At 65.1% G+C, this 13,588-nt stretch carries 8 protein-coding genes; 6 read left to right on the top strand and 2 right to left on the bottom strand.

All coding sequences use genetic code 11. The features are described 5' to 3' along the window. Positions 1-6 precede the first annotated feature (6 nt). Positions 7-645 (bottom strand): response regulator, encoded by a 639-nt coding sequence (locus tag ACOZHM_RS00280; RefSeq protein WP_421566934.1) that lies wholly within the window; start codon positions 643-645, stop codon positions 7-9. A gap of 753 nt (positions 646-1,398) precedes the next feature. Between ACOZHM_RS00280 and ACOZHM_RS00285 the strand changes: the two genes are divergently transcribed. From ACOZHM_RS00285 to ACOZHM_RS00300, 4 genes are all read left to right on the top strand, one after another. After that, complete coding sequence (locus ACOZHM_RS00285; RefSeq protein ID WP_421566936.1) at positions 1,399-1,941, top strand: fimbrial protein; 543 nt, start codon at positions 1,399-1,401, stop codon at positions 1,939-1,941. A 100-nt stretch (positions 1,942-2,041) separates the two neighbouring features. Beyond that, positions 2,042-2,815 (top strand): molecular chaperone, encoded by a 774-nt coding sequence (locus ACOZHM_RS00290; protein ID WP_421566938.1) that lies wholly within the window; start codon positions 2,042-2,044, stop codon positions 2,813-2,815. Between the two features lie 66 nt (positions 2,816-2,881). Further along, positions 2,882-5,446 (top strand): fimbria/pilus outer membrane usher protein, encoded by a 2,565-nt coding sequence (locus tag ACOZHM_RS00295; protein WP_421566940.1) that lies wholly within the window; start codon positions 2,882-2,884, stop codon positions 5,444-5,446. Continuing rightward, complete coding sequence (locus ACOZHM_RS00300; RefSeq protein WP_421566942.1) at positions 5,437-6,495, top strand: fimbrial protein; 1,059 nt, start codon at positions 5,437-5,439, stop codon at positions 6,493-6,495. The genes ACOZHM_RS00295 and ACOZHM_RS00300 overlap by 10 nt, the downstream gene beginning before the upstream one ends. On the opposite strand, the gene ACOZHM_RS00305 is transcribed toward ACOZHM_RS00300, so the two are convergent. Next, on the bottom strand, positions 6,496-6,870 hold the full coding sequence (locus tag ACOZHM_RS00305; protein ID WP_421566944.1) for a hypothetical protein: 375 nt from the start codon (positions 6,868-6,870) through the stop codon (positions 6,496-6,498). 202 nt (positions 6,871-7,072) lie between these two features. On the opposite strand from ACOZHM_RS00305, the gene ACOZHM_RS00310 reads away from it, so the two are divergent. Both ACOZHM_RS00310 and ACOZHM_RS00315 read left to right on the top strand, forming a co-directional pair. After that, complete coding sequence (locus ACOZHM_RS00310) at positions 7,073-7,510, top strand: hypothetical protein (RefSeq protein ID WP_421566946.1); 438 nt, start codon at positions 7,073-7,075, stop codon at positions 7,508-7,510. Between the two features lie 137 nt (positions 7,511-7,647). Then, positions 7,648-13,107, top strand: a complete 5,460-nt coding sequence (locus tag ACOZHM_RS00315) for an autotransporter outer membrane beta-barrel domain-containing protein (protein WP_421566948.1) — start codon at positions 7,648-7,650, stop codon at positions 13,105-13,107. The last annotated feature ends 481 nt before the right edge of the window (positions 13,108-13,588 follow it).

A 13,588-nucleotide genomic window follows, 5' to 3' on the forward strand; every position in this document is an offset into this window, starting at 1 on the left:
GCGCCCCTAGAGTTTCTCGCTTCGGAGTCGCTCGAACAGTTCGACCTCATTGCCGATTCCGAGCTTCCGCTTGGCATTGCTCTTCTGGCGGCTGATGGTGGTGATGCTGCGATGCAGTTTCGCGGCGATCTCGGTGACGGTCAGCCCGGACGCAAGCAGCCTGAGTACTTCCATCTCGCGGGGCGAGGGAATGCGATTGAGCAGGCCGGTCTCAGTGGCGCCGGAACTGCTGGCAAACCGGTCCTTGATGCCGGAGCCGATGTAGGGCAGGCCGCGGTACACCGTCTGGATCGCCGTGCTCAGCTCACTGGTCGTCGAGCCCTTGTCCAGCAGGCCCAGGACGCCCACCGAGCGGGCTGCGCGCAGCAGGCCCAGGTTGGTGGCCGCCGTGAGCAGCAGGATCGGAAGGTCGGGATGCCGCCTGCGCACCACCGTGATCATGGACAGGCCGTCGGCCTGTTGGCCATCCGGCATGGCAAGGTCGGTCACCAGGACGTCGCAGGGATGCTCCTTCAGGACATTCAGGAGCTCTTCGGCGCTACTGGCCTCGGCAACAATCGTGCCCACTCCACAGAGCTCGATGACGCGCCGGGTCCCAAGCCGGATCAGGGTGTGATCATCGGCGATGATGATTCGCAGGCTCACAGCGATTAACTCCCGGTCGATGCAACATTGGAAATAGGAAGCGTCGCGATTCGGGCTCGCACGGAAGCCCGAACGCCAGCCGGCCCTGCTGACAGTCCGTCATCGCGAATCTCATGTTACTGCCGCAATCAGAGCTGCGCACCGGAACGCACGAATCCCCGCCATGCTGGCCGGAATTCTCTTGTTTCTCCGTTTGGTCGCCACCGCCATTGGGCGGGCACCTGGGCGTTCACGGCGACCCAATCAGCACGCCCGCAGATGATGCGCAATGTCGCAGCATATGAGACATACAATAACTACGATAATGAAGGTTTCGCGCTTCGCGGGCGCGCATGCATTCATCTGTGGTGCGGATTGGCGGGCAAAAAAAATCGCCGACAAGGCCGGCGATTCAAGTTTCTCCCCCTGTCCGGGGTAGGCCGGGGAGAACCGCCGTGGCAGGGAGTCGGCCACGGAGACCAGATCATTGTTTTCTCGGTGACGCACGTCAGAGGCAAGGCGCATGGAGAAATGCGCGACCCCAGTCTGCTGAGCGCGCCGTTCCCATGCAATGCAATTCCTGTTGTTCTAACCAGCTGCTGAATGTGTTCGTGCCCATGGTGCAGTGCGCACACGTATCGTAGGTATTGCATGGTCTGTGTGGCGAACGATTGATAGCCTTGTTTTGGTTGCGGTGATACGGGTCACATATTCATCGGCCCGCGTCATTTCACGCACCACTTCCGCTATCTACAGAAACCAGGCAGGCCACCCATGAAGAAACACATCCTCGGCACTTTCGTACTGCTCACCGTTGGCGCGTTCGCTGCCCAGACCGCATCCGCCTCCGACGGCACCATTACCTTCACCGGCGCCGTCACGTCGCAGACGTGCGATATCGATGGTAATGGGGGTGGCGTCTCGGACTTCGAAGTCGCGCTTCCTACCGTGTCCATCGGCACGCTTGCGGGTACTGGCTCGACCGCGGGCGCGACGCCGTTCACGATCAAGCTGACGAACTGCACGCCGGGTACCGGCAACGTTCACACCTACTTCGAGCCCGGCGCCCTGACCAACGCGGCCACCGGCAACCTGGCGCTCGAAGCGGGCGGCGCGGTCGATGTGGAGATCGGGATCTTCGACAACAGCACGAAGATCATGATGGGTGCAACCGACGCGGACCAGAGCTCCCCGGCCGTCGCGCTCGTGGGCGGTGCCGCGTCGATCAACTACATCGCCAAGTATGTCTCCGTCGCCGACACTGTCAGCGCCGGTGCGGCCAATAGCCACGTGGCTTACACGATCGTTTACGAGTAAGCCCATCCCCTGATCGACCAAGGGCGACGAGACGCTGTGAATGCGCCCGTCGCCTGCGGTCGCGCCATGCCCAGGGATCGGGAAGGAATCCTGCTGATCCATGCATATGAACTGTAAGCCACGACTGCTTCTCCACGCGCTCGCGCTGACGCTCGGGCTGGCGACGATGCTCCCCGCGAACGCCTCCGTCGTGATCGCCAATACCCGGGTCATCTACAACGCGGAGGACCGCGAGACCACGATCAAGCTCAATAATGCGGGCAGGGCGCCGGCACTGACCCAGAGCTGGATCGATGCCGGCAACCCGAAGGCGTCGCCCTCGGATTCGAATGCCCCCTTTACTGTGACGCCACCGGTGGCACGTATCGACCCCGGCAAGGCGCAGACACTGCGCATCTTCTACACCGGTGAGCCATTGCCGAAGGACCGGGAGTCCGTGTTCTGGCTCAACGTGCTGGAGGTTCCGCCGAAGGCAACCGGTGCGGATGCCGACCACAACAAGCTGCAGATGGCATTCCGTTCCCGCATCAAACTCTTCTTCCGCCCCATGGGGCTGAGTGGAACCCCGGAGCTGGCTGCGCAGCAGCTCGAATGGCGTCTCGTGCGCGACGGCAAGCAGGTCGCGCTCGAGGGGCGTAATGCCGCTGCCTTCCACGTAACGGTCTCAGCGCTGAGCCTGGTGGGCGACGGCGGCACGGTGCAGGCCAGGGAGGGCGGCATGATTGGGCCGGGTGAAACGAAGCGCTTCTGGCTGACCGGGGCGTTGCCTGCTGCGACGCCGTCCAGCGTCCACTACGAAACGATCAATGACTACGGTGGCGCGACGAAAAGCGATGCCGCGCTCCACGCTTCGCCGTCGGCAGGCACCGACTGAGTTGCCTCCGTACTCCAGGACGAGACCGTCCCCACGCGCGCTCTTGACGGCTGGAAGGCTTGAAGAATGAAAAAGTTGCCGAAGTCACCGCCGGGCACCTGCTGGTTCAGGGCAACAGGCGCGGTGGTTCTGTCCATGTACGCCGGTGTCTGCGCGCAGGCCGAAGGCCTGCCGGACAATGACAGTGATGCGCCTGCGGAAGTGGAATTCAACACGGCCTTCATCCGGGAGTCCGACGACACTGCGATCGATCTTGCCCGCTTCAACAAGGGCAACCAGGCACCCGCCGGAACCTACCTGGCGGATGTGACGACCAATGGGAACTGGTCCGGCCGCGCGGACGTGGAACTTCGCGCACGAAGTGAACGAAACGCTGCTGTCGTCGCCTGTTTCGATCGAGCGCTGCTGGAGCTGGTCGGTGTGGACCTGGGCAAGATCGCAACGGGTGTCAATGTCCCCTCGGGCGGCGGCGCGTCGCCCTGCGTGCCCCTGGCCGACCTGGTGCCCGGTGCCTTCGCCACGTTCGACAACGGCGAGCAGCGGCTGCTGGTCACCGTGCCGCAGGCGTTCATGCGCCGGTCTGCGCGTGGCTACGTCGACCCCCAATACTGGGACGAGGGCGTAACGTCCGCACGGCTCCAGTACAACGCGAACGCCTACCAATCCAACGGTGCAGGCCAGTCCGTCACCCGTGGCTACGTGGGGCTGGATGGCGGTGTCAACGTCGGCGCGTGGCGTCTTCGCAGTACGGGGGCGTTGACCGCGGACAAGACGGGGGCGGAGTATCAGGGTATTCAAACCAATCTGTCACGGGCAATCCCGTCGTGGAAGAGCAGGTTGGTGCTCGGGGATACCTTTACCGATGGCATGGTCTTCGACAGCGTCGGCCTGCGTGGCGCGGTGCTGAGCAGCGACGATCGCATGCGTCCGGAATCCCAGCGTGGTTACGCACCCACCATTCGCGGTATCGCCGAAAGCAACGCGCTGGTTCAGATCCGCCAGCACGGCAACATTCTGTATGAAACCACGGTGGCACCGGGGGCCTTCGAGATTGATGATCTCTACCCGACCGGTTACGGCGGCGAGTTGGAGGTGGTCGTGACCGAAGCCGATGGCCGCGTCCGTATCAGTACCGTTCCCTTTGCGAGGGCGGTGAATGCACTGCGGCCGGGGGTGACACGCTACAGCGCCGGCGTTGGCCAGTACCGCGATGCGAGCGTTGCCGCCGACCGGTTGGTCTCGCAGTTCACCCTTCAGCACGGCTTTTCCAACCTTGTGACCGGGTATGGGGGCGCGATCGTGGCCGACGGTTACACGGCAGGGGCGGCAGGTATTGCACTGAACACGCGTATCGGTGCATTCAGCGCCGATGTTACGCATGCCGTTACGCGCGTTCGCGACGAGTCCCAGCGCGCCGGGCAGAGCTATCGCCTGGCATACAGCACGCTGTTCGCGCCTACCGATACCAGCCTGACCTTGGCTGCCTATCGCTACTCGAGCAGCGGTTATCTTGACCTTCCCGCCGCGATGCGGTTGCACGCGGGGGCGAACATCGGAACTTCAGGAGAGCCGGGCGTTCGCCGTGACACGTTTCAGCTGGCTCTGAACCAGCGCCTGCCCGCAGGTTTTGGCGCCATCTATGCGTCCGGCTCTGCCCAGGCGTATTGGGGGCAGACCCAGTCGGAGGTGCAGTACCAGGCGGGATACAGCAACAGTTATAAGCGTCTCAACTACGGCGTGTCGGCCTCGCGGCAGTTTCTGCCTGCCACCGGGCGCTGGGACAACGCCATGCTGCTGAATCTGAGCCTGCCCCTGGGCAGCAGCGCACACGCTCCTTACACCACGACCAGCGTGCAGAGCGGCCCCGCCGGTGCCACGAGCGTCCGTCAGGCGCTGACCGGCGTGGCGGCCGTGGACGAGGCCTTGACGTACGGATTGAGCGCGACCAGGACCACCGGTGATGGCAGGTCCACGACCCGGCTGAGCGGCAATGCAGCTTACGTGCTCCCCAAGGCCACGCTCTCCGCAAGCGTGGGCAGCATCGGCTCCAACCGCCAACTGAGCGCAGGTGCGTCCGGCATGGTGGTGGCCTATTCGGGGGGCGTTGCCTTCTCCCCCACAGGCGGCGACACCGTTGCGATCATCGAAGCAGTGGGCGCGGGCGGTGCACGCGTTGCCAATGGCAACGGCTTGCTGCTCGATTCACGTGGGCGCGCAGTGGTGTCCAATCTCATTCCCTTTGCCAGCAACAGCATCGAGATCGATCCCAAGGGACTGCCGCTGAGTGTGGAGCTCAAGGGCACCGAGGCACGCGTGGTGCCCACCGACGGTGCGGTGGTGCTGGCCAGGATCGAAACCGAGAGCGGAGGCCGATCCGCATTGATCCAGGCTCAGAGCCTCACGGGGTCGCCGCTGCCGTTCGGCGCCGAGGTTCTCGATGCAGAGGGCGGCAACGTGGGAACGGTCGCCCAGGCCGGCCGCATTGTGGTGCGCAGGCTGAAATCCACCCACGGAACGTTGACTGTCCGCTGGGGGCAGGGCGCGGAATCCACATGCCAGCTCAACTACACGCTTCCCGATGCCATCGGGAACAACACTGCAATGACCATGGTGAACAGCGAATGTCGGTAAATCCTCTCCGTGGAAAGCGTCTCGGCCGCCTGGTTGCAGTCCTGTCCTGCGTCGCGCTGATTGCAGGCATTGCACCGTCCGCCCTCGCTGCCGTCACCTGTAGCGGCGGCAACCGCACCGTGCAGATCCAGGTGCCCACCAGCATCACGGTTCCGCGTGATGCGCCGGTTGGCACACAGCTGACCGGTTGGATCCTGTCGCCGGGGTATTCGGATCTGTTCAACTGTACCGGTGCAACCACGGCGGACGCGGTGGGGGTCCGCCTGGATTCGATGATGACCTCGCCAACGGGGCTCACCCTGATCGACAGTGGGTCAACGTACAAGGTTTTTGAGACCTCACTGCCCGGCATCGGCATCGCGGCCGGCTACCTCACTTACGCCAATGGCTGCGGCTGGCAGGCGAGTTGGTCCCCGCTGAGTATCAATGGCGCGCGGGCATGCAATTCACCGAAGTACACGGCGAACGGAGCGCAGCTCAGGCTCCTGTTCGTCAAGACGGGGCAGATCGCGTCAGGGGTGGTCAGCGGCATGTCGTTGGCGAAGGCAGGGCCTTATATCAATGGCGCATTGGACACGTCACAGAGCGTTTTGTATTCGATGGGACCCGTGCGGATCGACGCGCTCGCCTGCACGACACCGAACGTCACCGTGCCGCTGGGGACCCATATGTCAACGGAGTTCAAGGGCAAGGGATCTTCGACGCGCCTGGTTCCCTTCAAAATCGCGCTGATGGGGTGCCCGGGGCCGACGGATCTGGGCGCGCTCAGCCGTATCACCTATCAGATCGATGCCGTGACGCCCATCGTCGATGCAGCGCAATCGGTGGTGGCGCTTGGCGCCGAGGCGGGTGCGCGCGGCATCGGCATTCAACTGCTGGACAAGGCGGGCAACCCATTCCCTCTGGGAACGGCGACGCCGCTGTCGGGGTATGGCGGCGCGCAGGGTGACTATTCCATCGATTTCGGTGCACGCTACATCCAGACAGACACAGCGGTAATGCCAGGCAGTGCCGACGGCGCCATGACATTCACCCTCAACTACCTTTGATCAGCCGCCGGGGTTCATGCTCATGCCTCCGCCGGCCTTGAAGTACAGGACGAGGTAGACCACGCGCCAGAAGATGAACGCATAGGCGCCGCAGACCAGTATCTGCAGGATCAGGTGGGACTTCATCCGGCTGAGCCGCCACAGGCCGTCCATCAGGTTGAGCAGCAGCAGGCAGGCACCGATGGCGGTGACCACGTAGCCCACGATGGTGGGGTTGACCAGGTCCAGGTCACCGGGCCCGGCGCGCACCACTTCCAGTCCTGCGGCGGTGATCAGGGTGGAGACGGCCATGTTGCGCGTGTTCTCGAAGATCAGGCGCAGCACGCCGTTGTCGAACAACTGGATGGCGATACGCCGAATGAACGGAGGCAGCATGGTGGACGTCCTTCCGATGCGGATGTCGGGCCGGCACAGAGTTGCCCCGGCCCCATGAAGGCGGCGTGGATGGCCCCGGCCGGGCCCGGCGCACCGGGGGGTAAGTAATACTACGCAGTCGCGGCACGCGGCTTTACTGATGCGCATGACGGGGCGGCCGGCCAGACTTTGTTCCGTGGAAACACTCTGCGGGCGAGCGACGATGGCAAGGCTGATTTCAACGCGTGGTGTCCTGGCGATGGGGCCGGTAATCGGCGAGGGGCAGGGCAGCCTGTGTGGGATTTCCGACGTGGCGATCGGCAAATATTGCCGGCTGCCCACGACCCGCGTGGCACGCTTCGGCAGCCATGCGCCCGACCAGCCTGCCGAGCCCGCACGCACCGGCCCCGCGCGCGACGATCCGCCGCAGACCCCGCGCAATCCTGTGGCCAGTGCCACCCTGGATGCGGCCTACAGGAAGCAGGACTATCACGTGACTGCCTGGCAGCCGCAGGGGAAACCGGCGTTCGTTCTGCTCATCGCACTGAAGGACCGGCAGTGGATCCAGCCTGACGTGGTCGAGGCGGCGGACTTCGACGAGGTCTTCCGGAACGCGGTGGCCTTCATTGAGCGGGTACTGGATGGAGAGGCGGAGAGCTAGGGCTGTAACGGCGGCGGTGCGCGGAAATATGAACCGGTCCCGTCCGCCGGGCCTGGTAGCGACCTTATAGGGATCGCCTGATTGGGCGGACGATGCCTGCCGACTAACGTTGCGCCTGGAATCAACTGGGCATAACCATGAACACCATCTACCGCCTGATCTGGAACACCTCCCTGGGCGCCTGGGTCGTCGCATCCGAGCTGGCCACGCCGCGCAGGAAGTCGTTGCGTGGACGTGCCTCCACGGTTCGGGGCGCCGGTGCTGTCTCTCTCCTGATCGGCGGGTCAGTCCTGCTTGCGATGACCCTTCCCGGAGCGGCGCAGGCGCTGCCCCCGTTGACGGTGTCCACGACGGTTACCGAGAACGGAGTGAGTCGCGACTCGGCCACCACGCCGGCGCTGACTGTCGTCCCCGGTGGCGACTATACCGGCATCGGCGTCACCTTGACTTCGCAGGCCCCGGCGTCGGGCGGGAACCAGGCGGCGGCTTTCGTCAGGGGTGGCCATGCTTCATTCGATTCCACCAGTACGATCACGATGCAGTCGACCTCGGCCGCCACGGTCTGCTGCACGTACGGCATCGTGGCCGATGCAGGCGGCACGGTTGAGACGGCAGCCACCGTCTCGGGCAGCACCGGTGGGGCCGGCGCATACGGCGGCAGCCACATCACCCTGAACGGCGGCAGCCTGTCCGGGCTGTTTGGCATCGTCTCCAGTGGGACTGGCAGCCTCATTTCCGGTACGGCAGACATCAGTGGTTCCGGTACCGGCAGCGGGGTGCGGGCCGAACTGGGCGGTCATGTGGAGCTGTTGGGCGGCAGGGTGCTCTCCAACGGCATGACGGCCAACGGTACTGGTAGCGCCATCACCGCGACGGGTGTGGGCATTACCGGACCTGTGACCGCCCAGAACGGCGCTACCGTCAGCCTTGACGGTGGCAGCGTGACGGCCAGCGGCTTTGGTGTGTTCGGCGCTTCCGCGGTGGGTGCCACGCCCAGCCAGGTCACGACCTCGGCCGACATTTCGGTGTCCGGCGGCGGCGGCGGCGGTGCAGTGAGCGCGCAGAATGGGAGCCGCGTGGATGTTGTCGGTGGCAACCTCGCCGGTTCCATTGTGGCGTCCGGTGCCGGCTCCCTCGTCACCTTCCAGGACGCGGTCCTGACCCAAGGCGGCGCGCAGGGGTCGGTCGGCGTGTACGCCGCAAACGGTGGCCAGGTCAACTTGAACGGCGGTACCGTGCTGGCCCCGTTCTGGAACAATGTCACGGTTCAGGTGAGTGGTGCCGGCTCCCTGATCCGCAATGACGGCGCGATGATCCAGGGTACGCCCGGCAGCAGCGTTGGCGCACGCGCCCAGCAGGGCGGCATGTTCATCCTGGGCGCTGGCGGAACCATCGCTTCCAGCAACACCGGCGTGCAGGCCTTGAACGCCGGCATCATTGAGAGCGGAGGCGCGATCAGCGCTGTACAGACGGCCGCTCATGCGTCCGGCGCCGGCAGTATGGTGAGCGTCAGCGGCGGGTCGCTCACCACCACGGAATATGCAGCAACCACCGCCGGCATTGTGGCCGACAGCGGTGGCGTGGTGAACGTATCCCCGTATCTTTCGCCCGGCGTGGGGCAGTTCGCCGGCAATGGCGTGCTTGCCCAGAATGGCGGCACGGTGAACCTGGCCGGGGCTGCCTTTGCGGTCAACGCGGACTACGCGGCTGCCCTGTCCATTTCAGGCGCAGGGTCCGCCATCAACAGCAGCACGAATCTGACCGTCTCTGCACAAGGGACGTCGGGCCGGGCAATCCTGCTTTCCAACGGCGCGAACCAGTCCTTCACGCAGCTCGACGCGAACGCGTATGGCAGCAATGGCGCGGCCGTCTACAGCGCCGGAGTGGGGAACGTGCTTACGGTTACCGGCAGTTCGCTGTCGGGCACCAACGTGATGGAAGACGATGGCAATGGAATGCAGCTCACGGCTATCGGCGGAAGCGTACTGCGAGGAGGCCTGAACGCAGCTGCGTCGTCTCTTGCGCTGAGCAACGGGGCGGCGTGGAGCTCATCGGGCGAGCAGTCCGCGATTGGCACGCTGGCGTTGGATGGAAGCTACATCAATGTGTATTACTCCGACACGCCCGGAACCGTACAGATCCGCGACGGGCTGGTCCTGGGCCCCGCGGGCGGCACGATCGGCACGCGGGGCAACGACTTCACCATCAACGGCGGCACGGTCACCGGAACGGGCGACCTGATCGTGAGCGACGCTGGTACCTTGACGGTGACGAGCGGCGTTGACTTCACTGGCGATACCTTTGTCTCCGATGCCGGCGGTACCCTGCAGATTGGCAACGGTGGTGCAATCGGCACAGTGGCCTTGGGTCAAGTGCACAACGACGGTGCGCTGGTACTCAATCGCAGCGACGTTGTTACCGTCGACCATATCGATGGCACTGGCCGTGTGGCCCAGGCCGGCACAGGCACGACGGTCCTTTCCGGCGACAACACCTACGTCGGGCAGACCTCGGTGGAAAGCGGCACCCTGCAGCTGGGAACCGGGAGCACCACGGGCAGCGTAGTCGGCGCGGTTGACATCGGCAGGGCCGGCACCCTGGCGGTACGGCGCAGCAATTCGGTGACTTTCGACAATGCGCTCACCGGTTCGGGTGTGCTCGACGTGGATACGCAGGGTGAGGTGTTCGACTTCGGCGCCAATACCGGCTCGGCTTTTGCCGGCACCGTCGCGCTTGGCAGGAGCACCTTCCAGTTGGGCGGTTTCAATGCAGCGTCGCTTGGAAACGCAACGCTTCGCGCTGGCGTGGACAGCATGGTCACCGTTGCCGACGGCACGCAGAGCCTTGGCGGCCTGAGCATCCAAGGCGGGACGCTGCGCTTCAACGCCAGTGTGCCCGACCAGCAGGTGGGCATCAGCAACATCAAGGTCGGTCTGCTCGACGCCAGCGGAACCGGCACCATTGTGGTCAATGTGCCCGCGCCATACACCCTTTCGGCTCCGGACACGCCCAATGCCACGAATCTGCTGGCCCAGGATGATGGCAACATCGGCACCCGCCTGGTCGACGCTGGCAGCGTCGTGGGCAGCGGTGGTGCACTGGCGCTTGTGGACCAGGGCGGCAACGTGCTGTCCGATGGCCGCAGCGTGGATATCGCGCAGGACGGCAACGTCGTGGCGCGGGCCGACTACGACTTCCGCCTGACGACCGCACCGGGCGACGGCCTGTACGTCAACTATGGCCTCACCACCCTGGACCTGGTTGAGGGCCAGACGCTGACGCTGGCGCCGGACAGGGGTGCCGACGCGACTGCGCGGGCGGCCGCGGTGGCCGTGACCCCGGCCTCGGACATGTCCGCGCGCATCACCGGCCTCGGCAACCTGGCCATCGAAGCCGGTGTGGGCGTGGTGTCGCTGTCCAACGCAAGCAACGACTACAGCGGAGTCACTGCCGTGAACTCGGGCGCCCTGCGCCTGGATGCGGACAATGCGCTCGGCAATACGAAGGTGCTGGCGCTGGTCGGCGGCACGTCGGCGCAGATCAACGGTACCTCACAGTCGATTGGTGCCATCGATGTGCAATCCGGTGCCACGTTGGACGTGGGCGGCGGCAGTCTGACCCTTGCCGACGGCGGTCGCGCAGCCGGTGCGTTGGGCGGCGCGGGCACTGTGTCCGTGAACGGTGGTGCCTTGGTTGTTCAAGGTGCCAATGCAGGTCTTTCAGCGAGCATCGGCATTGCCAACGGCGCAACGGTCCAGCTCGACAGCGCTGCGGGGCTGGGAAGCGGCGACATCGCCAATGAGGGCCTGCTGGCGTTCGGCGGCGCCAGCGACGATGTGGCGTTCTCCAATGCACTCCGTGGCACCGGCACGGTTGCCCTTGATGACCAGAGCGACCTGGTGGTGAAGGGCGACAACAGTGGCTACGCCGGTACGTTTGCGATCGGTGGCGGCGCCAGGCTTACCGCAGCAGATGCGCGGAACCTCGGCACTGCGGCCATCATCGATGACGGCGACCTGCTTATCGATACTGCGAGCGACTGGGTGCTCGCCAACGCGGTCAGCGGTGCAGGCAATGTCACCAAACAAGGCGCCGGCGTGCTGTCTGTCGTTGAGGGTCTTGCCTACACTGGCACCACCACCGTCAGCGAAGGCGTGCTGCGCGCAGGGCAGGCCACTGCCTTCAGCCAAGGCTCGCTGCACACCGTGTCGGCGGGCGCGACGCTGGATAGCGCAGGGTTCAGCCAATCCGTGGCCGGCCTCACCAATGCGGGTGTCGTCAACCTCGCCAGTGACCACGCGGGTTCCACCCTGACGGTCGCCGGCAACTACGTCGGCAATGGCGGCCGGCTGGTGCTCGGCACCGCGTTGGGGGGCGACGATTCGGCGACCGACAGGCTGGTAGTGCAGGGCGATACCGCCGGGAACACCCGCGTCAGCGTGGTCAATATGGGCGGCGCGGGAAGCGCGACCGACAACGGCATCAAGGTCGTTGAAGTCGGCGGAGCGTCCAACGGCACCTTTGCGCTGGAGGGCCGCGTGGTTGCGGGCGCCTACGAGTACGCCCTGAAGCAGGGCGGAAAGCTGACCCCGTCCGATGGCAACTGGTACCTGCGCTCTGAGGCCGATGACATCGTCGGTCCGGTGCTGCGTCCCGAGCCGGCGGCCTACCTCGGCAACCAGCAGGCGGCGGTGCGCATGTTCCGCCAAGGTCTGCACGACCGGGCAGGTGAGCCGGGGCTGGGTGCTGCTGCAGACGATGGCCACGGGATATCGTCGTGGGTGCGCGTACAAAGCAACCAGCTGAGTGCGTCGACCAGTGCGAATCAGGTGGATACGGATACGCGCGCCGACACCTTCCAAGTGGGTGGCGACCTCCAGTTCAACGCCGGCTCCAACGGCCGCCTGCATCTGGGTGTGATGGTAGGCCACGGCCGGGCGACCACCGACGGCATCTCCCAGGTCACCGGCAATGCATCGCAGGGCAGGGTGGACGGCGACAGCGTGGGTCTGTACGGCACCTGGTACCAGAATGCGGCCAGCGGCACCGGCCTGTATGTGGACGGTTGGGCCCAGTACGCGCGCTTTGACAACACGGTGCAGGGCGACTCGCTGGCACGTGAGGCGTATCGCTCGCATACCGTGACGGGCTCGCTGGAGGCAGGCTATGCGACCCGCCTGCATACCAGCAAGCGGGGGGTGGGGGTGTATCTGGAGCCTCAGTTGCAGGTGATCCACACCGACTTCAACAGCGATGATGTGACCGAGCAGAATGGCACCGTCGTCGAACGCATGACGGCCGGTGGCACCACCTCCCGTGTCGGCGCGCGGTTGTATACGCGTCCGATGGAGCGTGACCACAACCGGGTACAACCTTTCGTGGCGGTGAACTGGTGGTCGGGTGGCAATGCAGCGGGCGTGGCGATGGACGGCGAGTACCTGCAGCGCGACCTGCCGAAGGATGTCTTCGAGGCGAAGGCCGGCGCCCAGTTCGAGCTCGGCCGCGGCTGGAGCGGTTGGGGACAGATCAGCCGGCAGAGCGGCAGTTATGGGTTCAGAGATGTCAGCGCGCAGATGGGCGTCAAGCTCAACTGGTGAGGTGGTCCCCGCCATCGGCGTAAGCCGGGGCAGCTTCTTCATCGGTGTCAATCCGGACGCTGGCGCGCTGCTGTCGCCGTCACCTATGACTTCATTGAGCCTCGCGACGAATAGGACGACGCGCACCTGTACGGACTTGTCGATATCGACCGCGCCACCCACGCCCGCAGCCCCTATGCGGGGCGCGTGGGCGTGGTGGAGGAGGGCGCCCTGGCGGGGACGGCCATGAAGTCCTCAACGGACCAGCGGTTACGGTGGGCGGCGCTTTGGAGCGACGAATAAAAGAAGGTTCCCGGGGGTTCTGGTACTTCGTGGCGAGCGCGTCGAGGCCGACGTAGTCCTTATGGCGAGCTGCGCACTGGGTTGATCCTGGCGTATGAAGGGGATGTCAGCGCCAGGCAGGCGCTGCGGACGGCGAGCGTCGGTAATTTTACTGGCGTCGACCGCAGTTTCTACGCTGTTCACTCCGGCAGAGCAGGCG

The sequence above is a fragment of the Stenotrophomonas sp. PD6 genome, assembly GCF_049199305.1.
In the GTDB taxonomy this organism is placed as follows: Bacteria; Pseudomonadota; Gammaproteobacteria; order Xanthomonadales; family Xanthomonadaceae; genus Stenotrophomonas.

Excerpts from the sequence above, each read along its gene's own strand:
- ACOZHM_RS00285 (WP_421566936.1), top strand. The coding sequence starts at position 1,399 with ATGAAGAAACACATCCTCGGCACTTTCGTACTGCTCACCGTTGGCGCG.
- ACOZHM_RS00290 (WP_421566938.1), top strand. The coding sequence starts at position 2,042 with ATGCATATGAACTGTAAGCCACGACTGCTTCTCCACGCGCTCGCGCTG.
- ACOZHM_RS00295 (WP_421566940.1), top strand. The coding sequence starts at position 2,882 with ATGAAAAAGTTGCCGAAGTCACCGCCGGGCACCTGCTGGTTCAGGGCA.
- ACOZHM_RS00300 (WP_421566942.1), top strand. The coding sequence starts at position 5,437 with ATGTCGGTAAATCCTCTCCGTGGAAAGCGTCTCGGCCGCCTGGTTGCA.
- ACOZHM_RS00305 (WP_421566944.1), bottom strand. The coding sequence starts at position 6,870 with ATGCTGCCTCCGTTCATTCGGCGTATCGCCATCCAGTTGTTCGACAAC.
- ACOZHM_RS00310 (WP_421566946.1), top strand. The coding sequence starts at position 7,073 with ATGGCAAGGCTGATTTCAACGCGTGGTGTCCTGGCGATGGGGCCGGTA.
- ACOZHM_RS00315 (WP_421566948.1), top strand. The coding sequence starts at position 7,648 with ATGAACACCATCTACCGCCTGATCTGGAACACCTCCCTGGGCGCCTGG.